This is a genomic window from Gammaproteobacteria bacterium, assembly GCA_041395725.1.
Classification (GTDB): Bacteria; Pseudomonadota; Gammaproteobacteria; order Pseudomonadales; family Pseudohongiellaceae; genus NORP240.
Map to the genome: position 1 here is coordinate 2,283,331 of JAWKZW010000001.1, position 20,451 is coordinate 2,303,781.

Sequence of the window (20,451 nt, forward strand, 5' to 3'; positions counted from 1 at the left end):
CAGCGCTGAACGGCGAAAAATGACAAAGCTTCCAGCTGGTCTCGTTTATTCGGCCCTGCTACCTGAACCCCAGGACTCGGTATCTAAAACAACCCATTGACAGTAAAATTACAAATCCCGCAGACACCTCTGGAATCCCGTTATGAAATTTTCTCATCTTAGAATTCTCTCTGTGCTCCTGCTTACCGGTCTGACAGCCTGCGCCACATCGCCCCAATTTCAAGCCAGCCAGGCTGCATTGGCGGGCGATCCGGTGGCAATGTGGCAGGACGGCCAGGAGGCGGTGAGCCTGGGTGAAGCTCAGGTTGCCCGGGGTGAGGAGCGGGTTCTTCGTGGTCAGAGCATAATCAGTGACGGCGAAACCATGGTCGGTAACGGTACCAACCTGGTTAACGTGAGCCAGGACAACTACCTGCTTACAGTCCGCGACCTGGGCGAAGCTGAGTCACCCGAGGAACTGCGGGAGGAAATTAATAAACTCAGGGAAATCCTGAATGTCTGGGAGGAGGGCGAGGACCTCATCTCACAGGGCAATCGACGCATCGCCGATGGCAATGAGCGCATAGAGGAAGGCCGCAGCATCGTGTTCGAAGGGCAGAATCTCGTCGCGACCGGCCGCAATATGATTCAAAGTTCGGAGCAATTACGTCGGGACCAGGAAGCCCGCATGATGGAACAGGAGAATCAGGGTCTGGAAGCGCCCGTCAGCCCAGGCAATCCAGCAACATCGGTGACCCCGCCCGTGCGCACGCCGGCGACAGGCCTGCAACCAGCGCCTGATCAGGGTCAGTCTGCGCCACCCCAGGGATAGGGTTGGACTTAGGGCTGCATCTGAGTGGCTCCGGCGAGCATGCGGGGCTCAGTTTGAAGTTGAATGTGGGGCCTTTTTTGTTGCATGCCAGCAGCGGCGAAGCTACCCTACATTGGCCCTGTACGCTGATTCGATCTGGGATCTGAACAAGAAAACTCCGGCCTGACAAGGTGTTTAATGAGAAAACTGTTCCCCTGCTTTTTGACGGTCGCGCTACTTCCAACCGCGCTATTACCCCATTTTTTACAAGCCCAGCCTTCAGATCTGGAGGCATTGGTGGACTCCATTGCGAGAGAACACGTGGGCACCCGAATAGCTGGCCTCAGCGTTGGCGTCATCCGCGGTGATGAGATGCTGCTCAACAAGAGCTATGGTCATGCCAACCTGCAATGGCAGGTGCCGATGCCACTGGATGCGGTGCATGAGATCGGTTCAATTACCAAGCAGTTCACAACGGTCGCCATACTGCAGCTCTCTGGGCAGGAAAGGCTGAATCTGGACGCGGACATACACGAGTATCTCCCTGATTTCGACACGCAGGGCCGACAGATATCGATCAGAAGGCTGATGGATCACACTTCGGGCATCAAGGGTTTTACCGAGATGGCAGAATTCAGGGAGATCAGTCAGCGCAAACTGCCCCGGGAAGTCCTGTTGCGCCTGATCGAGAAGCAAGCTTACGAGTTTGAACCGGGCGCAGCGATGATTTACAACAACTCAGCCTATTTCCTGCTGGGTCTGATTATCGAGACGGTGTCCGGTCAGCCATTTGAACAGTATGTTCAGAAACATCTGTTCGATGTGGTGGGTATGCCAGACAGCTCCTACTGCAGCAATGAAGAGCTGGTGTTAAACAAGGCGGAGGGTTATCAGTACACGCCGGGGGGACTTACCCTTGCCAGATACCATGATCACACCTGGCCCTATGCGGCGGGATCACTCTGCTCTACCGTCTCGGATCTGTTGGCCTGGAATCAGGCTCTGCATAAAGGTGAGCTCCTCTCTCCGGAGCTTTACGCTACGCTGATTACCCCGGTGCCGCTGGACGACGGTACGCCAGTGCGCTATGCCATGGGGCTCGTACATTACGAGCACCCTACCGGCAGAATCATTGAGCATGGCGGGGGGATCGATGGATTTCTCTCCCATTCCCGTTACTACCCTGATGAAGACCTGACTGTTGTTGTGCTGCAGAATACCGGAGGCCCGCCAGGCCCGGCCGCCATAACCAATCAGATCGGAGAAGAACTGTTTGGGACAAGGGAGTTATACCGTGCACAATCCCTGCCCGAAGATACCTCAGCCTTTGCAGGAACGTTTCGCGGGCCGGCGCGTGGCGCGATCTATACGGTCACCACAGCCGTGGTGGACGGCCAGCTCACCGCAGTGGTGCAGGCGGGAGACACTGCACGGCCATCAGAATCCCTGACCTTTATTGGAGACAACGTGTTCGCCCTGAACGATACCCGATACATTTTTGATACCAGAGGGGGAGAACCAATTCTGCGGATCGATTCCCCCGCTAGCCACTACGTACTCAGGGCTGTCGATGACTAGATTTATCATGCGCTTTTCAATACTGGCTGTGTCGTTAACAGCTCTTCTGTCCTGTTCCGGGCCACCAGCCTACGACCTTGTTATCCGTAACGGGACTGTAGTTGATGGCAGTGGCAACGCCAGGTTCGAAGGGGATATCGCCGTCGCTGGCGGGGCAATTGTCGCCGTGGGCGAGCTTGGCACTGTCAAAGGCCGGGAAGAACTGGATGCAACGGGTCTGGTTGTGGCCCCCGGCTTCATCAATATCCACAGCCACGCCGTGCCCGGCGATCTGCCAACGGCGGTGAATATGCTCAGCCAGGGCGTGACTTCCGAGATCATCAATGCCGATGGCGGCGGGCCGATCGACCTGGGAACACAATTGAACTCGCTCGCCAGTGGTGGCCTTGCTCTCAACGTGGGGATGATGATTGGTTTCAACAGTGTGTGGCGTGAAGTGGTCGGGCTGGAGGAGAGAAGGCCGTCAGCATCAGAAATTCAAGCGATGCAGTCGCTCATACTGAGTGGTCTGCAGTCCGGTGCATGGGGTGTATCCGCGGGCCTCGATTACGTGCCGGGGTATTACGCAACCACAGAGGAAGTCATTGAAATTCTCTCTCCGTTTTCTGACTGGGGCGTGGTGTTTGCCAATCACGATCGCCTGACGCCCGAGAGCAATTTCAGTTCCATTGCCGGAATGAGTGAGACACTAGCGATCGGCGAAGCGAGCGGCTTAATACCGCTGATCACCCACATGAAGGTACAGGGTTGGGAGCAGGGCAGTGCAGCCACCATACTTGGGCGAATGGCCACCACCAGCACTTCGTTCACGGGCGGTGCGGTTGCCGATGTATACCCCTACCTGGCAGGCCAGATCGGATTACAATCGCTTATTATTCCAGCCTGGGCTCAGGCCGGCGGGCGGGAAGCCATGCTTGCCCGCTTCAGTGACCCCGGGCAGAGGCAGCAGATAATCGAGGAAGCCGAGCGCGCCATGCAGTTACGTTTCGGGGGCTACGAAGGTGTTTACCTGCTTCTTTCACAGCTGGAGCTCTCGGCGGCGATGCAGGAGTTGGGGTTAGATTCTCCTGGTGAGACAGTCATTCAATTACTGGAAGAAACTGGCCAGGCCATTATCGCCCGATTCGGGCTTGAGGCCGATCTGATCGAGATCATGCAACATCCCACGGCATCGATTGCCTGCGATTGCGGTGCGTCTACTTCCGAACAGATCCACCCTCGCTATTGGGGAAGCTTCCCCAAAGTCCTTGGTGAATTCGTGCGAGAAAAGGGCATTATGAGCCTGGAACAGGCGGTTCACAAGATGACCGGGTTACCTGCGAAGACGATAGGAATGACTGATCGCGGACTGTTAAGGCCGGGCGCAATCGCGGACATCACGGTGTTCGATCCTGACAGGGTTAGCGATCATGCTACCTATGACAATCCGGTACTCATGTCAGAAGGCATTATCTATACGCTGGTGAACGGCGGGGTCGCCTGGCGCAACGGTGCAGCCACGGGAGCAAGCTCCGGTCAGGTGCTGCGCCGGGATACACCACGGTCGGTCAACAGATTGGCTGTGACAGGATTAACCCCAGAACAGTAACCGGCCCGGGCTTCGTCACTTTCAACCGGTTGATCGTGCCGGGTCTCATCTTTCAATCCACTATGGTTGGTGGCGGCTACGCGACCGGCCGTGAGCTGGTGGAGTTCCCAAAGCTCTTGCATCCCGTAATTTCAGTTGGGTTCATGGCAATTGCCATTCTCGTGGCCGATAGAACAGGCATCGTAGGGTTGATCGGCCAGGGCTACACTTATGCCACTTATCTCTTCCTCGGAATTGTTGTAGTACCATTGCTGACCCGGGGCGTGGTGCTGATTCGCAATGACCGGAGGCGATAATTTTCTGTCAGCTGTCCAGCTGTTCAAGTGTTCAGCTGAATCGAGCCTTGGGTGAATTATTTTTTCAGGCGGGGTCGCATGAAGGCAGATTTTGATTTTCTGGTTGTAGGGGCTGGTATCGCTGGCACTTCGGTCGCAGCAGAACTGGCAGGCAGCGCCCGGGTTGCCATTCTGGAGAGGGAAGAGAGACCCGGATACCATGCTACCGGGCGCTCGGCTGCCTTTTTTGCGGCTTCCTATGGCAGCGATGTGGTTCGCGGCATCTCTGCGGCCAGTGAACATTTCTTTCGAAATCCGCCTGACGGATTTTCCGAAGTGCCACTGTTGCGACCGAGAGATTCGCTGTTTATCGCAAGGGCAGACCAGTGGTCTGCGCTGCAGCAAATGCGCGGGGAAATACCATCCCTGCAGGCACTTTCGTCGGATCAGGCCTGCCGTCAGGTGCCTATTCTCAATCGGGGTTATGTAGAGGGTGCTCTGCGAGACGGTAACTGCGGCGACCTTGACGTTGACGCCATCCTGCAGGGTTACCTGCGCCAGTTCAGAGACCGGGGAGGACAATTGAAGTGCAACACTCAGTTGGAGTCGCTTCATTTCGACGGTCAGCTCTGGATGCTACGCTGCGGTGACGGCTTCATTTCAGCACCAGTCGTCGTGAATGCGGCCGGCGCCTGGGCGGGAAAGGTGGGTGAGCTGGCAGGAATTTCCGGGCTGGGGCTGCAACCGATGCAGCGCACTGCGGTTCTGATTGATCCCAATAAATCTGCCAACCAGGGCGAGAAGCTCGATGTTGCTGACTGGCCTCTCGTGGTTGATATTGATGAACACTTTTACTTCAAACCCGATGCAGGTCTGCTGTTGATCTCTCCAGCCGACGAATCGCCACGCGGGCCCTGTGATGCACAACCGGAGGAACTGGATATTGCGATTGCCATAGACCGCTTCCAGAAGGCCACTCAGATTAACGTCCAGCGGGTCGAGCATAGCTGGGCTGGATTACGGACTTTCTCTCCTGACAGAAATTTCATCGTTGGCTTCGATCCGCGTATTACCGGCTTCTTCTGGCTGGCTGGCCAGGGTGGCTATGGTGTGCAGAGCGCACCCGGGCTGTCGCAACTGACAAACTCGCTGCTCACCGGAGCTACATTGTCGGCTGATTTTTCACCGGTATTGAGCTTTAGAGAGGAAGTGGCCCCCGACCGGTTTCTGTAACGCCTCGGTGCCATTCAATAAAATTGCGCCTTTGGTCGATTGACGCTTGCGAATTTATCCACGGAATCGCCTGGCCACTACGGTGTAGTCATTCTGGAAATTCTATCGGGAAAGATCAACAAAGCTGCTCGGGTCAAAGGAAATACTTATGGCTTTTTAGGAACCTCACGCGTTCGCAGGGAGCGTGGTTTCAAGGCCGGCGACAGTCGCGCAGATCGAAGCCGCATGCGCTGTCGGATAACCAGCGCAATTTCACCTTACCGCACCGGACCAGAAGCAGAAAACCCCACTCAGGTGGGGCTTTCTGCTTCTGACTTCCGAACGACGTGTCGGCTTTTGAAAGCCAGGTCGCCGCCACGATCCCGATCAGGCCAGCGCGTCGTCAAACAGCGCCAGCAGTCGGCTCCAGGCCCGCTCGGCCTGCTCCTGGTGATAGACCTGCGAGTCGATGGCACACCAGCCGTGCAGAGTGCCTTCGTAGACTTCCACCTCGGCCGGAATTCTGGCTGCACCATAAGCTTCACGCAGGATGAATTTGGCGTCCGGGTCGTTGGCATCATCATTTTCTGCGACCGCGTGCAGCATAGCCGCCGTGGTGTTCGGGATTAGCAGGTGAGGGCTGTCCGGCGCATCGGTGGCCAGACCACCGCCATGGAAAGTGCCGCCCGCCTTGACGCGATCCGGCACCGCTGCGGCGGTACGCATGACCATCGGGCCACCCATGCAGTAGCCGGTAGTGCCAACGCCGCGGCTGGTGTCCACCTCAGGCTGCTGATCCAGCCAGCCAATGAAGGCCCGGGCATCGGTGAAATGGGTGTCGGCGTTGAGATTGCGCGCCATGGGCAGCACGATGTTCCGGGTTGGGGTATCGCTGAAGCTGGCGCCCATTTTAACCACCGGCGAACGGGCATCCCGGTAGAACGGGTTTACAACCAGGACCGCATAGCCGGACCGGGCCAGGCGCTTGCCCATTTCACGAAAAGCCGGTCGCAGACCCAGAATGTCGGGCCATACCAGCACTGCCGCGTGCGCCCCCAGGGAGGGGTAGACGAAGTAGCAGTCCGCCACCCCGTCCGGCGTGGTGATTTCCACGTCCCGGCCCGAAACCGGCTGGGCATTGGCTACCGGTGGCAGCATCGCCGCCAGCGCGGCGGTGGCGGACATCTTGTTAAACTTGCGGCGGGAAACGCCCCGGCGTTTCATGAATTCATCAGCATCTTTCTGGGTGATTTCGTCACACATGACTTACTCCTTTCTCCATTGGTCTTATGTGTCTAACTATCTCTTATCCTTTTCGATCAATCAATCCTTCTGTAGGATTCGTTCAAGGCGGGCATATACAGGGGAGGGCTCGCATACAGCGGGCCCTGCAGGAACTGGGTGGAAAACTCCAGGGTCAGGGGTTGCCGGCGGCGCAGGGCAGCCTGAAAGGCTTCAAAATCCCCTCCGTTGCCGCCAAGCTGCCCGGGGCGCTGAGTGGCCAGATAGTGGGCGTAACTGGCATAGCGGGCGAGCAGGTAGACCTCGTCGTATTCGGGACTTTCAACCGGGACCCCATCGGGCAGGTAAAGCACCTGCCACTGCCCCACCGGGCGTACGCCGATTTTTTCCATAAAGGGATAAATGCCGTCGCGGGTCAGGGCGTGGAACTCCTCGAAACTGCCCTTGCGGATTTTCCAGTACATCAGGGCCAGAAAGTCTTCATTGGGGCGGGCAACGTCATGGCGAACGGCGATTGCATTGCTGTCAGTCGAACCGCCGCCGGTGACCTGTCGGAACGCCTCGCCGCTGCCGGGCATATAGATCGGGCGGGTTTCTGCCATGTAGCCCTGCAGAAAAATACCGCCCTTAGAACCCCTTGCGACAGTGCGGCGCCGGGCAATGGAGGCGTTGGATTTCCTTTGATCGGGGCCGTTCCCGCCCAGCAGGTCTGATCCGCCAGTCTGTCCCGCGGCGGCGGAGCGGCTGGGCCGGGTCGCCTGCCAGTGTTCATAGCTGGCATAGCGGGCCAGGCGCCAGGCCTCGTCCAGGTGCGGGTACTCACTGCCGCCATCCGGGTGGACGACCTGCCAGTCGCCGACGATGCGTGCGCCGATTTTCTCAAACCATGGCCAGACGCCTTCACGGCTGGCCTCGTACCAGGTCTGGTACCCGCCCTTTTCCAGAAACGCATGGCGCAGCATCAGGACTTCCTGCTGACCGACCCGGGGTGCATCATTTCTGACTGCTACCGCCTGCGCGGAAAGCCCCGGGCTGACTGTGAGTGCCACCACCAGCAGGATTACCCCTGGCAATCCGGTATGGGTAGTTGTTTGCAAAATATGTCCTCCTTCTTTTTTGACTGGGAGTTATTACCTGGGCGTGTATGAGACTGCAGGGCAATGCTGGCAGAAGCCTGTCCACACGTCCAGTTGTGGGTAGTGCCCCCGGGTGATACTGACTCCGGCCGGACAGTCCCGGCCAGGCTGGCGAGGTTCTCTTTGACAGTGCTTGCCCCTATACTGGCAGCATGTTTGTTTTCGCGCTTATCCTGATTGTACTGCTCGCCGCTTCGGCGTGGATCTACAATCGCCTGGTTCGGGATCGCAATCGGGTGCTGGCCGCCTGGAGCGATATCGACGTACAACTCAAGCGACGCTACGACCTGGTGCCGAAGCTGGTCGACGCGGTCAAGGCCTACGCGGCTTACGAAAAGGCTACCCTGGAGGCCGTTACGCAGATGCGGGCCAAGAGTGAAGGGGCCAGTCACCTGCCGGACAAGGCGGTAATCGAGAAGGCCATGGAGAGAACCGTTGAGCGATTGTTGCTGGTGGCCGAAGCCTATCCGGAGCTGAAGGCTGATCAGAACTTCCAGCAGCTGCAGGAACAGCTTACTGAAGTCGAGGATCACATCCAGTATGCACGGCGTTATTACAACGGTGCTGTGCGGCTGCTGAACACCCGTATTCAGTCCGTTCCCCACCTGCTGCTGGCTCGCCCGCTGGGCTTCGAGCCGGCTGAATATTTCGCCATTGAGAATAGTGGAGAACGTCAAGCGCCTCGGGCGGAGCTCAGTTAATGGGTTTTTACTGCCAGAAGGCAAAAATTCTGCTGGCGGTGCTGCTTTGCGCTGGCGCCGCAGTAAGCGTGGCCCAGGAGCGGATACTGTCCTACGACAGCGTGATCAGCATTGCAGTTGATGGTTCTATGACCGTGGAAGAAGACATCAGGGTCCGGGCCGAAGGGAACAGGATAAGGCGCGGCATTTTTCGTGATTTTCCAACCCGCTACCGGGACCGCCTCGGCAATCGCGTGGTGGTGAAGTTTGACATTCTGAGCGTTCAGCGTGATGGGCAGTCTGAGCACTGGGTCAGCGAGCGTCTATCCAACGGCGTCCGAGTCCGTATCGGAGAGGCAGATACCTTTCTGTCACCGGGCGAATACAGATATACCCTTCGGTACAGAACAGACCGGCAACTGGGGTTTTTTCAGGATTACGATGAGCTGTACTGGAACGTAACCGGTGTTGGCTGGGAGTTTGCGATCGATGCGGCCAGTGCCCGGATCAGGTTGCCGGGAAATGTCGCGGCCGGAGACATCCGCATGGAAGGTTATACCGGTCGCGAGGGCGAATCCGGTCTGGATTATGAGGTCGGGGTTTTTGACGGTGGAGCGCGGATTCAGACCACCCGGGTGCTGGCGCCACAGGAGGGCCTCACACTGGCAATGAGCTGGCCCAAGGGCGTGGTTCAACAACCCACGCCCTTGCAACAGTTCGGTTTTCTGCTCGAAGACAATCTGGGTCTGCTGCTGGCCTTGCTGAACTTTCTGCTTACAGGGGCGTACCTGCTGCTGATGTGGGGCCGGTACGGACGCGACCCGGAAGCAGGCGTCATTTTCCCTCGTTACGAACCCCCGGCCGGCTATTCCCCGGCCTCGGCCCGTTACATTACCAGAATGGGTTACGATGACCGTGCGCTGTCTGCGGCGATCATCAACCTGGCCGTAAAACAACATCTGAAGATTGTCAGCGCCGGTAATGACTACGTACTGGAGAAACTGGACTCGCAGACAGCGCTGGCGGCGGGTGAAAAGCAACTGTTGCGCGAGCTGTTTGCTGAAGGGCGGGTGGTAGAACTGGAAAGAGAAAACCACCGGCTCATTTCCCGCGCCAGAACCGCCCATGCCAGGGCCCTGCGCAGGGACTATCAGGGCATTTACTTCAGGAAAAATACCGCCCTGATTCTGCCCTGCATCCTGCTGCTGGCGCTGATGCTGGTGAGTGTTGGCGTGTTTGCTTTTTTTTCGCCGGCCGTTGTAGCGCTGGCCGTGCTGACGGTTATGCTGCTGGCTGTGTTTGCCTGGCTGCTCAGAGCGCCAACGCCTAAAGGAAGACTGCTGCTGGACAACCTGGCAGGGTTCAAACAGTATCTCGAAGTGGCGGAAAAAGACGATCTTGATCTCAGGCATCCTCCTCAGCTGACACCGCAGCTGTTCGAGCGCTATCTGCCTTTCGCCATCGCCCTGGGTGTCGAACAGCCGTGGGCTGAACGATTCAGTGCAGTGTTTGCCAGCCTTGACGCACAGCAGGGGCAGGTCTATCAACCGGCCTGGTACCGCGGGCACTTCAGCACCCATGACCTGGCGGGTTTCAGTGGTAATCTGGGGAAGGGGTTTACCGCAGCGATTGCCTCGGCGGCCACTCCGCCGGGTTCCAGTTCCGGCTCTGGCGGCGGTGGATTCTCCGGGGGTGGCGGTGGAGGCGGTGGGGGTGGTGGCTGGTAGAGCCTCCGGGAGCTGCTGCGTTGCGGCCCAGCCCGGCCAGTTGGCATTGAATAGGGGCCCTGGCGTGCCTTGTGGGTTAATTGTCTTGGCTGGTGAAGGATCCGGCCTCGCGACAGACCAGGAGAAATAGACCGGGCGTAGCGCCAGATAACGGAACAGGCAAGGAAACAAGCGGTACGACACGCCACGCAGCAACGCCTGGCAAAGGTCCGACAGGCGCTCGGAGGCCAGGTATTTCTGTACCGGGAAATCAGGGCTATCCAGGGATCCAGGACAACGAGGTTCCCGGGACAATAAAGGAAAAAAATTACCAGGGGTGAAAGAGAACAATGGCAGACAATCAAGAACTACAGAACCACTTGCCTGGCCAGCAGACTGAACATTCTACCGGCGGGGACCGCAGGGGACCCGGAGTCCGGGTACCGCCGCCACTGGTGTTTCTGGGATTCCTGGCAGCAGGGCTGGGGTTGCAATTGATCTGGCCATGGGGGATCACAGATTCGCTGCTGCTGTTGTATGGAGGCGTCACGCTTTGTGCTCTGGCCATTATCGGGCTGCTCGGAACCGGCCTCATGTTCCACCGGCATAAAACCAGTATCGAGCCCTGGAAACCCACCACGCGCGTGCTGGATCACGGCCCCTATGCGTATTCCCGAAACCCGATCTATGTCGCCTTCTGCTTCCTTGCAATCGGCATCGGGTTGTCTCAGAACAGCCTGTGGATGACCCTGAGCTTTATTCCGTCGGTTTTCGTGGTATTCCATACCGCCATAGCCAAAGAGGAAAAATACCTGGAGAAAAAATTTGGGGAAGAGTATCGTCGATACAAAGAAAAAGTAAGGCGCTGGCTTTAGGGGGTGCAATGAAATTATCACGTCGTCAGTTTAATCAGTGGTCACTGTTAACCGGCCTGAGTACGGCTTTGCCGCCGCTGTTCGCCCAGTCCAGCGGCAGGGGGCAGGTGCAACAGGCTCCGTTGATGCCGGAGCCACGCTTCGTAGCAACCAACGGGATCAACCTGGCCGTGTACGAAAAAGGTGAGGGCCCGGCGATAGTTTTCTCCCATGGGTTCCCGGAGCTGGCCTTTTCCTGGCGGCACCAGATCGACGCGCTCAGCGCGGCAGGCTACCGGGCCATTGCCCCCGATCAGCGGGGTTACGGTCTGACCGGCGGGCCGGCAGATCCTGAACAATACAACATGCAGATTTTCTGCGATGACCTGGCTGGCATGCTGGATGCTCTGGATATTGACCGGGCGGTTTTTTGCGGTCACGACTGGGGTGGTGCCGTGGTCTGGTCGATGGCGCGCCTGCACCCGGATCGGTGCCTCGGCGTGATCGGTCTGAACACGGCGGCGCCGAGGCCTGCGGATCTTCCGCCGGCCGAGCGGAGCGAAGAATCACTTATCGTGATGAGTCCCAATTTTTACCAGGCCACTTTCATTGAGCCGGGTCGGGCAGAGGCAGTGCTTGAGGCGGATGTAGGTCATACGTTCAATTTTGTGTTAAGTCGAGGGGGTATCTGGGATCGGGATGCCTTCGTCCGTTTCCCGGAAGATTCACCGGAGCGCCAGATGGATCTGCTGACCCTGATTCAGCGCGGCGATCTGCCTGGAGAAGTCTTTCTGCCGGAGCAGGTCATGAACTACTTTACGCAGACCTACCAGGCAACCGGATTCACAGGCGGTCTCAACTGGTATCGCAATGCCTACAAGATGGGTGCGATCCTGGCCGAGACACCTTCTACCATTGAAGTTCCCTGCCTGTACGTCGGTGCCCATCACGATGTCATTCTGCCGCCGTCGTCCGCTGACGGTATGGAGGATTTCATCTCCGATCTTGAGAAATACACAGTCATGAACAGTGGGCACTGGACACAGCAGGAGCAACCTGAAGAAGTGAACCGGGTAATCATTGACTGGATGAATCGTAAAATCGCTTGAAGAGGCAGTTCTGCAGTGAAACAGGAGGGTCGTCATGATTAATCAGAGGTTCCTTAACACATTCAAGGCAGGAATCATCCCGGCAATTCTGCTGTGTCTGGTATCGGTAACAGGTATGCAAAACTCTCAGGCTGCGGAGGCGCGCGCCGAAGCAAACGCGAAATTTATTGGCGACTGGGCGCTGGTCAGTTTTGTCCGCTTCCCGGACAGCGGTGGTCCGGTGGATATGAAATATAGCGGGCGCCTTCGTTACGACGAGGCCGGCTACATGATGGGCCTGGGTATGCCCAGGGATCTCCCGCTCGAGGCGCAGGGATCCACCGAGCGGGTGACCGGCGGCTTCGCCTATTGGGGGAAGTTTACCGTCGATGCCGAGAATGGCCGGGTTATCCATCATGTTGAAGGCTCACCCGGTGCGGCCCAGTGGGTAGGTCAGGACAATATCCGGTTTTTCGAGTTCGATGGGGATCTGTTGCATCTTTCATTGAAAGATTCGAGCGGTCGGATCACCGCCACGCTCACCTGGCGCAGGCAGTAGCCACCAATCGGCAGACGGGCAGCCTGTAGCCCGTGCCCTGCTGGGGTCTCGCGCGATCCCGTTGGCAAGTCGTGGCCTCCTGACGGGCACATGCCCTTATCCCGAAACTCTTATCAAGCCTGAAGAGCTCACCAACAGCTGCTTTGTCTACAGATATTTGTTTTGTCAGGTATAGAACGAGTGTTGTGGGAAAGCTTTTCTGCAATGCACTTTTTGGGAGAGAGCGGCTGATTGGTGAATTGGTAATCAGTAATCGGTGGCTCCGACCGGCCTGGCCAAGCAGGGGTGTGGTGCTGCTGCGGACCGCGCCCCTCCGGGGTGCCTTCACTCTGAAAAATGCCCTGGGGGGCGGTCATTTTTCGCCGTTCAGCGCTGGTCCTTGATTGCAGCCGCACCACACCCCTGCTTGACCAGGCCTCAGGCTTCGGCGCAAGTTCAAGTCAGGCGGCTTCGAAAATATCGGCAGCGATTGGTGGGTGCCTTCAATGTTCGTCTTGAGGCTCAATCAGGGTTCGCTGGCGATTGGCGAGCGCCAGGAAGAAGCATGCTCAACGTTTCATCCGAGATAGAGCTTAAGGCTTGGAGGAACTCATAAGCCAGAGGTCTCGCACGGAGCGCCGGGTCAGGGGAATCTGAGGACGGAGCAATCAGAACGCCGCACCGACCGACCGAAGGAGACCGCCTGCGGGCTCCTGACCGAGGGAGGGAACCCCGGAGGGATGCAAGTTGCGGAGGATCAGATTTCCCTGGGCCGGTGCGGCCTCCGGGCGGGCACACGCTTTTGTCGCGCTGGCCTCAGCAAGCCTGAAGAGTTCTCCGACAGCTCTGCTGTGTCTACAGGCATTTGTGTCGCCAGATATAGAGTGAGTGTTGTGGGAAAGCTTTTCTGCAATGCACTTTTTGGGAGAGAGCGGCTGATTGGTGAATTGGTAATCAGTAATCGGTGGCTCCGACCGGCCTGGCCAAGCAGGGGTGTGGTGCTGCTGCGGACCGCGCCCCTCCGGGGTGCCTTCACTCTGAAAAATGCCCTGGGGGGCGGTCATTTTTCGCCGTTCAGCGCTGGTCCTTGATTGCAGCCGCACCACACCCCTGCTTGACCAGGCCTCAGGCTTCAGCGCAAGTTCAAGTCAGGCGGCTTCGAATTCAGCAGCGGCGATTGGTGGGTGTCATTGTATCCTGATGCTACGCGTTACTTTACCAGCTGAGGGTGATGGAAATGCCTGCAGTCCCTTGCCCACTGCCCGGTCGCGATCCGGTCTGAAACTGATACAGCGGATTACCCAGGCCATCTGGCAGGTAAGCCGGGCCAGCAGGGTTTCCGGAAAGCTGACCCGCCAGACGGCGGAACGGATAGCCTGCCGCCAGGGCTGGCAACCGGACCCGTCCTCGGGCGCCGGGTCCTGGAACCCACAGAGAGGTGGTTTCACGAATCTGCAAGAGAGCCGGGGTGACTCCGATCAATGGTCGAAAGCTCAGGCTGGCCTGCTGCCCCAGTAGTCGACTGACGCCACCGTTGATCAGCGCCAGAGGGTCGGTCAGGTACCAGGTCCAGGTTTCGCCGCGGGTGCGGTAGCCCCGCGCTGATGCGCGTTCCCGGACGGCGTTACGGATGCCCATGAAGTACTCGCCCAGCCAGGCTCCGAACACCGGCGTGATAATCAGATCCTGAATCGATGGTTGTTCAAACAGTGCTTCGGGGCCGACCTCGTAAAGGGTCGAAAGAAATGCCGAGTACCAGAAGGAATCCAGCCTGCCGTAGCCCCGTTCCCTGGCGCGTACATAGTAGGTGGCGCCCCAGTAGGGGTGGAGGATATAGTTCAGGTAGAAATCGTCCTTGTCCAGGTGAGGATCTGACACGTTTTCCCGCCATTTTTCGAGGCTGAAATTGTCTTTCTGCTCCTCGCTCCAGTTTGAGACACTCTCCGGGAGCGCATAGAGCACTCCCAGCGACGCAACCTGAGCGCCCACAAAATACCAGGTGTCCCGCTTTAAGCCCTGCCAGTCCGGGGTTCCCCCGGAACCCGGGCTGCTGGCGGAGTTGTTGATTATGGCGGCATTGGAATCCAGCGGCTGTCCTGCCGCAGATTGAAACGGCAGCAGGCACAACAACAGCCCATAGAGAATGGCTTGCAGACCTGCGGAATAGTTTGAGTACCTGTCGTCAAAGTGTCGGGTAGCGGGACGTGGAATATACTTGATGCGGCCCATTAACAGCGATCGCTTTCTTGATGATTTGGGTCGAGTGTAATACTTCCAAGGAGTCGATTGCCAGTTAACAGCCATCACCGACGCTGACCAAGGCCCGCACGAATGCCGAAATGAAAGGCGACGTCAGTGGTAGCATCCGAAAACAGATCTTCGATGATGCCCAGGCTGAATACCAGGGCGCTGTTACGTGGCCGGTAGCTGCCGCCAACGGCCAGTTGCACGGAGTTTCCACCAATTTCGTCGATATCACTGTCAAAATAGGCACTCTGGCCATAGAGTTGACCGGTAACGGCAAACGTCTCGCTGAACTGCCAGGCTGTGGAAACGCCGGCAAAGCCTACCGACTCCTTCTGCCGGGAGGGAAGGACATTGCCCTCGCCAAGCAGCAACACGCCCGCAAAGGCAGTACCACTGAGTCGGCTGAAGGACAGCAGGCTGTTGTCTGTTGCGTAAATCCCCATTGCTAAATCGGCCGCGCCGCTGCCAGCAAGTTTATCCTCATCGCCAGTCGGCAGTTTGAGGCTCGTTCTAAACGCCAGGCCGCTGTCGTCCGCAGATTTGCGCAACGACCAGGCGGCCGTCAATCTCAGGTCACCCACAGACAGATTAGGTGAATCCAGCCGGAAACCAGGCCCCGTGGATCTCGCGTAGGAGAAGAGAAGCTGATTGTCGCGGCCCTGACGATTGCCGTTGGAGAGGCCGGAAAGATCGTGCCATCGCTTGACCGGGCCGTCCAGGAAGCCCCGCTGATGCGCAACCAGTGGTAACGCCAGGCCTACTTCCAGGCGCTCAGACCAGCCCCGTCGCCAGCCAAAATTAAGGTAATAGCTTTCCCCGTCTATGACAGCCGTTTCCGGCCCGCTGCCACCGGCATCGGAGTGGTTGGCAACATCCAGGGACAGCTGGGTTACCGAGCGCCCGGCGGGCGTCAGGCTGCCGGTCTGAAACTGCGGCAGGCCGAAAATCTGCAGGAATGGATTGTGGTTTCTGATGGGGAGGTAGGCGTTCTCTGCCGCACCCGACGGTGTGCTGCAGAGTGCCGCTACAATCCACACTGCTGATAAGGTTTTTCTATGCCCCGACAGGTGGTGCAACACGACTGGTTCCGGAAACTGATGATGGATTTGTGATCGCAATGTTACACGGATTAGGTTGGCCCGGCATTTATTTATCCTGTGCCTGGCTGGTTCGATTGACCTATCGGTGGGCGGGGTTTTTTGAGGGAGTGCGGGAATCACAGGAAACGTTCTCTTATCTCATTTTTAGTACAGCGATATATTGGTGAGCGGGCTATCAGTGACTCCGAACGGCCTGGCCTGGCAGGGGTGCGGCCTCCGGGCGGGCACACGCTTTTGTCGCGCAGGCCTCAGCAAGCCTGAAGAGCTCACCAACAGTTGTTGTGTCTACAGGCATTTGTGTCGCCAGATATAGAGCGAGTGTTGTGGGAAAGCTTTTTTGCAATGCACTTTTTGGGAGAGAGCGGCTGATTGGTGAATTGGTAATCAGTAATCGGTGGCTTCGAACGGCCTGGCCAGGCAGGGGAGTGGTGCTGCTGCGGACCGCGCCCCTCCGGGGTGCCTTCACTCTGAAAAATGCCCTGGGGGGCGGTCATTTTTCGCCGTTCAGCGCTGGTCCTTGATTGCAGCCGCACCACTCCCCTGCCTGACCAGGCCTCAGGCTTCAGTCAAGAGTGAAGTCAGGTGGCTTCGAAAACACCGGCAGCGATTGGCTTGTGTCGGTATGAATCGAGCTTCAACGATTCAACCGAGAGGGTTCACAAGGCTTGCCAGAGCGCAGCAGCCAGAGGTCTCGCACGGAGCACCGGGTCAGGGGAATCTGAGGACGGAGCAATCAGAACGCAGCACCGACTGACCGAAGGAGACCGCTTGCGGGCTCCTGACCGAGGGAGGGAACCCCGGAGGGGTGCAAGTTGCGGAGGATCAGATTCCCCTGGGCCGGTGCGGCCTCTTCCAGATCACAGTTCCAAATCAATCAGAAAACCTACATTCGATCCAACAGGAATCCCAAAGCCCTCGACTTATAGCTGAGCAACGAAATCCAGGTGCCATCTGTCAGCGCGACATGGCACTTTACTGGCTGGAAAAGAGAAGCCGCTCTTTGACCCCCGTGCTGTCCAGGCCGCGGGCAAAAACGCCGAGGTAGAGTCTGTTATCGAGGATGGCCTGATGAAGTTCCGGGGATACGAAAACACCCCCCTGGTTTGATGACGAACCTGGTGGCAGCAGATTGAATACAACCGGGTCATTGAGCTCTCCGACAGGCGCTTCGTCGACTATCAGTGTCAGGGCGTACAGGCTGTCGGTATCGATGCCAGTATTATTGACTGAGAATTCCATTCTCCTCGTGCTCTGGTGGTAGGAAAGCTGAGCGGCCAGTCTCAGACCGTTGCTCTCGAAAGTCCATTCGGTGACCTGTGGCGCGGGGGCGCCGTAACGTTCCAGTGGCGGCGTGGTAAGAGGCATGTGCCGCGGTTCAATGAGCTTTTCGACCTGGTGGGCAATGGCCACCAGTCGCGTGTCGCTGAGAAACGATCCCAGTAATTCAACTCCGACCGGCAGCCCGTCAGCAGTAAGGCCGGCTGGCAGGCTGATGGCCGGCAAGCCGGAATTGGCACTGATACTGCAGTTATTGCCCGGTTGTGATTCGCCGGTGAAAACCTGAAGTTCGCCGATGGGTGGGTAGATCAGTGCATCCAGCTGCTGCGCCTCCAGTACTTCCTCAATCCGTTCCCGCAGTGTCGCCCGGATGGCGTAGGCGTCCTCGTAGGCCTGCTGGTTAAACTCACCGTTGCGGCTTCGGACCAGCGAGCCGCTAACGGCCTGGTGGTACAGCCCCTGGTCGACGATTGCCGCCAGATTATTGATGCCCTCACTGCCGAAAGTGGTCAGGTAATCATTCAGGTCGTTCCGGAATTCAAAACCGATCAGGCCGGACTGTGCGATCAGTGCGCCAAGCTCAGCAATCTCTATGTCGACGACTTCCACGCCTGCTGCTTTCAGCGATTCCAGGGCAGCATTGATTACCGTCGTTACACCACTGTCGGCTCGATCAAAATAGTCGGTGAGTCGGCCCAGTCTGAGTCCGGCCAGGTTTTCGCTATCCAGCCGCTCGAGAAACCCCGGTGCCGGCTGACCAGTCATGATAGCGGTTGCCGGGTCGTTGGGGTCGTAACCGGATACGGCATCCAGCACGATGGCAAGATCGGCAGTTTCTCTGGCCAGGGGGCCGGCGACATCCTGGGTATGAGAGAGCGGCATGACGCCATAAATACTGCTCAGGCCCTTGCTGGGCCGCAGCCCGACCAGGTTGTTGAAGGCGGCGGGTATGCGGATGGACCCACAGGTATCCGAGCCCATCCCGACAGCACCCAGGCTGGCCGCGACGGCCGCGCCGGTACCGCCACTGGAGCCGCCTGGCACCCGACGGGGGTCGTAAGGGTTACGGGTCTGCCCGACCAGTGAGCTGATACTGGTAATACCGTAGGCGAATTCGTGCAGGTTGGACTTGGCGAGTATGATCGCACCGGCCTCGATCAGTCGATCCACCTGGGTGGCATTGGCAGTGGGGATGAAGCCGGCCAGCGCAACAGACGAACCGGTGGTGGGAATGTCGTCGGTGTTGTAGTTGTCTTTAACGATAACGGGAATGCCGTGCAGGGGGCCCCGGGAACCGATTCTTCGCCGCTCGGTGTCCAGGTCGGCGGCAATCTCAGCGGCACGGGGATTCACGCGCACCAGGCTGTTGAGCGCAGGGCCCTGGCGGTCGTAGACAGCAATTCTGGCCAGGTATTTCTGCACCAGCTCAACTGAAGTCACCTGACCCGATTCCAGGGCCGACTGCATTTCCAGGATACTCGCCTCGGTGACTTCAAATTGACTCTGAGCCTGAAGCAGGCTGCTGCCAGTGAGTAGGGCAAGGGCTAACACGAGTCTGAGTTTCATGGGTAATTCCTTGGGGTGCCTGGTAATAGATTTTTCGATCAGCCGCGGCGGAGTAGAGCAGCCTGCGATGGATTATACACAATCCAATCACCCCCCGTAATTCCGGGGATGCGCGCGGTGATTCCCGTCATACTGAGTAGTCTTTCAGGGTGTTCTGCGAATCAGTTCATCAATTCTTTCGTTAGTACTTAAGGCAAGCATAGGTTCGGTCGTTTAATTCGCACGGGCCAAGAATTCACATACACGCCAGAATTATTGAAGTACAAGGACAATGAAAATGACACACGCTGTAGGAACCAGAGCCGCGCTGACAACCGGGTTACCCGAGGTCGTAAGAAAACCCACTGGCAGCCACGATATCTTCATCGCGCGCCAGCCCATCTTCGATGCCAGCTCCAATGTTTTTGCCTATGAGTTGCTGTTTCGTGGTTGCGGAAACAACTCGGCCCAGATAAAGGATGGGAGTGTTGCAAGCAGCCAGGTAATTCTCAACGCCTTTGTCGACATGTGCATTCAGGACATTGCCGAAAACCGCCAGGTTTTTGTCAATTTTACCCGCGAGTTTCTGGTCGGCGAGATTCCCCTGCCACTGTCTTCCAAATCTCTGGTAGTGGAAGTGCTTGAAGACGTTGTCGCCGATAACGCCGTGGTCGGGGGGCTGCAGGTGTTGTCGGAGAAGGGGTATACGCTGGCGCTGGACGACTATATTTTTACCGACGACAAGGAGCCTCTGTTCGACCTGATCGATATTGTGAAGATTGACCTGCTGGGGTGCGACATCGGCCAGTTGGAAGCAGAGGTCAGGGCGCTGAAAGACCGCAACATCAAGCTGCTGGCTGAAAAAGTTGAAACCCACGAAGAGTTCGAACTCTGCAAACGGATGGGGTTCGACTATTTCCAGGGGTTCTACTTCTGCAAGCCGATGGTGCTCAGCGGCCAGTCCATCAAACCCAATCGGCTGGCAGTCCTGCAGGTTCTGGCCAAGCTGCAGGACCCTAATTGTGACATCTCCGAGCTGGAGAGTCTGATCGGCAAGGATGTGGGTATCAGCTACAAGATTCTGCGTATCATCAATTCGGCATTCTATAATTTCCGTCGGGAAATCAAATCGGTTCGCGAAGCAATAGTCGCACTGGGTCTCAAAACCATTCGTGACTGGATGTGTATCATCGTGATGACCGATATCGATGACAAACCCCAGGAGCTTCTGTCCCTGAGCCTGCGCCGTGCCCGCATGATGCAGACCCTGGCAGCCAAGTGTGGATTTGACAGCGAGGCTGGTTTCATTACCGGCCTGTTCTCTTCCATCGATGCCATCATGGACCAGCCCATGGAGCAGATACTGCGGCAGCTTCCTCTGGCTGACCACATCGTCAAGGCACTGGTTGGCGGTGACGGCGAATTCGGCCAGCTACTGCAAGCCATTACACTCTATGAGAAAGGCGAGTGGGAGAGCATTCAGGTGAAAGATCTGCACAGCGGGGACTTGATCAAGAGCTACGTCGAGTCCATTACCTGGACTGCGCAGCTGTTTTCCAAATTGCAGGACTGAACCACGCCACAGGGGTTGATC

The 20,451-nt window shown here is 57.6% G+C and carries 16 protein-coding genes; 10 read left to right on the plus strand and 6 right to left on the minus strand.

Annotation, left to right across the window (positions count from 1 at the left end):
- Positions 1–142 precede the first annotated feature (142 nt).
- The 3 genes from R3F50_10085 (at position 143) to R3F50_10095 (ending at position 3,956) form a co-directional block, all read left to right on the plus strand.
- The gene (locus tag R3F50_10085; protein MEZ5490653.1) at positions 143–811 is read left to right on the plus strand and encodes a hypothetical protein; all 669 of its coding nucleotides are present in this window, start codon (positions 143–145) and stop codon (positions 809–811) included.
- Between the two features lie 177 nt (positions 812–988).
- Entirely contained in the window at positions 989–2,368 is a 1,380-nt protein-coding gene (locus R3F50_10090) for a serine hydrolase domain-containing protein (protein ID MEZ5490654.1), read from the plus strand.
- Positions 2,361–3,956 (plus strand): amidohydrolase family protein, encoded by a 1,596-nt coding sequence (locus R3F50_10095; GenBank protein MEZ5490655.1) that lies wholly within the window; start codon positions 2,361–2,363, stop codon positions 3,954–3,956. Before R3F50_10090 ends, R3F50_10095 begins: the two co-directional genes overlap by 8 nt.
- A 131-nt stretch (positions 3,957–4,087) precedes the next feature.
- Here the strand turns inward: R3F50_10095 and R3F50_10100 are convergent, their stop codons facing one another.
- On the minus strand, positions 4,088–4,279 hold the full coding sequence (locus R3F50_10100; GenBank protein MEZ5490656.1) for a hypothetical protein: 192 nt from the start codon (positions 4,277–4,279) through the stop codon (positions 4,088–4,090).
- Between the two features lie 51 nt (positions 4,280–4,330).
- Here R3F50_10100 and R3F50_10105 point away from each other — a divergent pair, with 51 nt between their 5' ends.
- Positions 4,331–5,464, plus strand: a complete 1,134-nt coding sequence (locus tag R3F50_10105; GenBank protein ID MEZ5490657.1) for an FAD-binding oxidoreductase — start codon at positions 4,331–4,333, stop codon at positions 5,462–5,464.
- 366 nt (positions 5,465–5,830) lie between these two features.
- Here the strand turns inward: R3F50_10105 and R3F50_10110 are convergent, their stop codons facing one another.
- On the minus strand, positions 5,831–6,706 hold the full coding sequence (locus R3F50_10110) for a dienelactone hydrolase family protein (GenBank protein ID MEZ5490658.1): 876 nt from the start codon (positions 6,704–6,706) through the stop codon (positions 5,831–5,833).
- Between the two features lie 56 nt (positions 6,707–6,762).
- The gene (locus R3F50_10115; protein MEZ5490659.1) at positions 6,763–7,782 is read right to left on the minus strand and encodes a hypothetical protein; all 1,020 of its coding nucleotides are present in this window, start codon (positions 7,780–7,782) and stop codon (positions 6,763–6,765) included.
- 191 nt (positions 7,783–7,973) lie between these two features.
- Here R3F50_10115 and R3F50_10120 point away from each other — a divergent pair, with 191 nt between their 5' ends.
- The 5 genes from R3F50_10120 (at position 7,974) to R3F50_10140 (ending at position 12,708) form a co-directional block, all read left to right on the plus strand.
- Positions 7,974–8,522: a LemA family protein gene (locus R3F50_10120; protein ID MEZ5490660.1), complete on the plus strand. Its 549-nt coding sequence runs from the start codon at positions 7,974–7,976 to the stop codon at positions 8,520–8,522.
- Complete coding sequence (locus R3F50_10125) at positions 8,522–10,228, plus strand: DUF2207 domain-containing protein (GenBank protein ID MEZ5490661.1); 1,707 nt, start codon at positions 8,522–8,524, stop codon at positions 10,226–10,228. Before R3F50_10120 ends, R3F50_10125 begins: the two co-directional genes overlap by 1 nt.
- Before the next feature lie 329 nt (positions 10,229–10,557).
- Entirely contained in the window at positions 10,558–11,082 is a 525-nt protein-coding gene (locus tag R3F50_10130) for an isoprenylcysteine carboxylmethyltransferase family protein (protein MEZ5490662.1), read from the plus strand.
- 8 nt (positions 11,083–11,090) lie between these two features.
- Positions 11,091–12,170 (plus strand): alpha/beta hydrolase, encoded by a 1,080-nt coding sequence (locus tag R3F50_10135; protein MEZ5490663.1) that lies wholly within the window; start codon positions 11,091–11,093, stop codon positions 12,168–12,170.
- Between the two features lie 34 nt (positions 12,171–12,204).
- A complete protein-coding gene (locus R3F50_10140) occupies positions 12,205–12,708 on the plus strand; it encodes a lipocalin-like domain-containing protein (protein ID MEZ5490664.1) in 504 nt (167 codons plus the stop codon).
- A 1,194-nt stretch (positions 12,709–13,902) separates the two neighbouring features.
- Here R3F50_10140 and R3F50_10145 read toward each other — a convergent pair.
- From R3F50_10145 to R3F50_10155, 3 genes are all read right to left on the minus strand, one after another.
- Positions 13,903–14,916 carry a DUF3943 domain-containing protein gene (locus R3F50_10145; protein ID MEZ5490665.1) on the minus strand — a complete coding sequence of 338 codons (1,014 nt, stop codon included), beginning with the start codon at positions 14,914–14,916 and terminating at the stop codon, positions 13,903–13,905.
- Positions 14,917–14,990: 74 nt separating this feature from the next.
- Entirely contained in the window at positions 14,991–16,013 is a 1,023-nt protein-coding gene (locus tag R3F50_10150; protein MEZ5490666.1) for a DUF3187 family protein, read from the minus strand.
- 993 nt (positions 16,014–17,006) lie between these two features.
- Positions 17,007–18,878, minus strand: coding sequence for an amidase (locus R3F50_10155; GenBank protein ID MEZ5490667.1), 1,872 nt, complete (start codon positions 18,876–18,878; stop codon positions 17,007–17,009).
- A gap of 277 nt (positions 18,879–19,155) precedes the next feature.
- On the opposite strand from R3F50_10155, the gene R3F50_10160 reads away from it, so the two are divergent.
- Positions 19,156–20,430 carry an HDOD domain-containing protein gene (locus R3F50_10160; GenBank protein ID MEZ5490668.1) on the plus strand — a complete coding sequence of 425 codons (1,275 nt, stop codon included), beginning with the start codon at positions 19,156–19,158 and terminating at the stop codon, positions 20,428–20,430.
- The last annotated feature ends 21 nt before the right edge of the window (positions 20,431–20,451 follow it).

What these genes read in the sequence shown, in the direction of transcription:
- R3F50_10105 (MEZ5490657.1), top strand. Translation starts at nt 4,331, where the DNA reads ATGAAGGCAGATTTTGATTTTCTGGTTGTAGGGGCTGGTATCGCTGGC.
- R3F50_10145 (MEZ5490665.1), bottom strand. Translation starts at nt 14,916, where the DNA reads ATGGGCCGCATCAAGTATATTCCACGTCCCGCTACCCGACACTTTGAC.
- R3F50_10110 (MEZ5490658.1), bottom strand. Translation starts at nt 6,706, where the DNA reads ATGTGTGACGAAATCACCCAGAAAGATGCTGATGAATTCATGAAACGC.
- R3F50_10160 (MEZ5490668.1), top strand. Translation starts at nt 19,156, where the DNA reads ATGACACACGCTGTAGGAACCAGAGCCGCGCTGACAACCGGGTTACCC.
- R3F50_10120 (MEZ5490660.1), top strand. Translation starts at nt 7,974, where the DNA reads ATGTTTGTTTTCGCGCTTATCCTGATTGTACTGCTCGCCGCTTCGGCG.
- R3F50_10085 (MEZ5490653.1), top strand. Translation starts at nt 143, where the DNA reads ATGAAATTTTCTCATCTTAGAATTCTCTCTGTGCTCCTGCTTACCGGT.
- R3F50_10135 (MEZ5490663.1), top strand. Translation starts at nt 11,091, where the DNA reads ATGAAATTATCACGTCGTCAGTTTAATCAGTGGTCACTGTTAACCGGC.
- R3F50_10095 (MEZ5490655.1), top strand. Translation starts at nt 2,361, where the DNA reads ATGACTAGATTTATCATGCGCTTTTCAATACTGGCTGTGTCGTTAACA.
- R3F50_10130 (MEZ5490662.1), top strand. Translation starts at nt 10,558, where the DNA reads ATGGCAGACAATCAAGAACTACAGAACCACTTGCCTGGCCAGCAGACT.
- R3F50_10155 (MEZ5490667.1), bottom strand. Translation starts at nt 18,878, where the DNA reads ATGAAACTCAGACTCGTGTTAGCCCTTGCCCTACTCACTGGCAGCAGC.
- R3F50_10125 (MEZ5490661.1), top strand. Translation starts at nt 8,522, where the DNA reads ATGGGTTTTTACTGCCAGAAGGCAAAAATTCTGCTGGCGGTGCTGCTT.
- R3F50_10140 (MEZ5490664.1), top strand. Translation starts at nt 12,205, where the DNA reads ATGATTAATCAGAGGTTCCTTAACACATTCAAGGCAGGAATCATCCCG.
- R3F50_10090 (MEZ5490654.1), top strand. Translation starts at nt 989, where the DNA reads ATGAGAAAACTGTTCCCCTGCTTTTTGACGGTCGCGCTACTTCCAACC.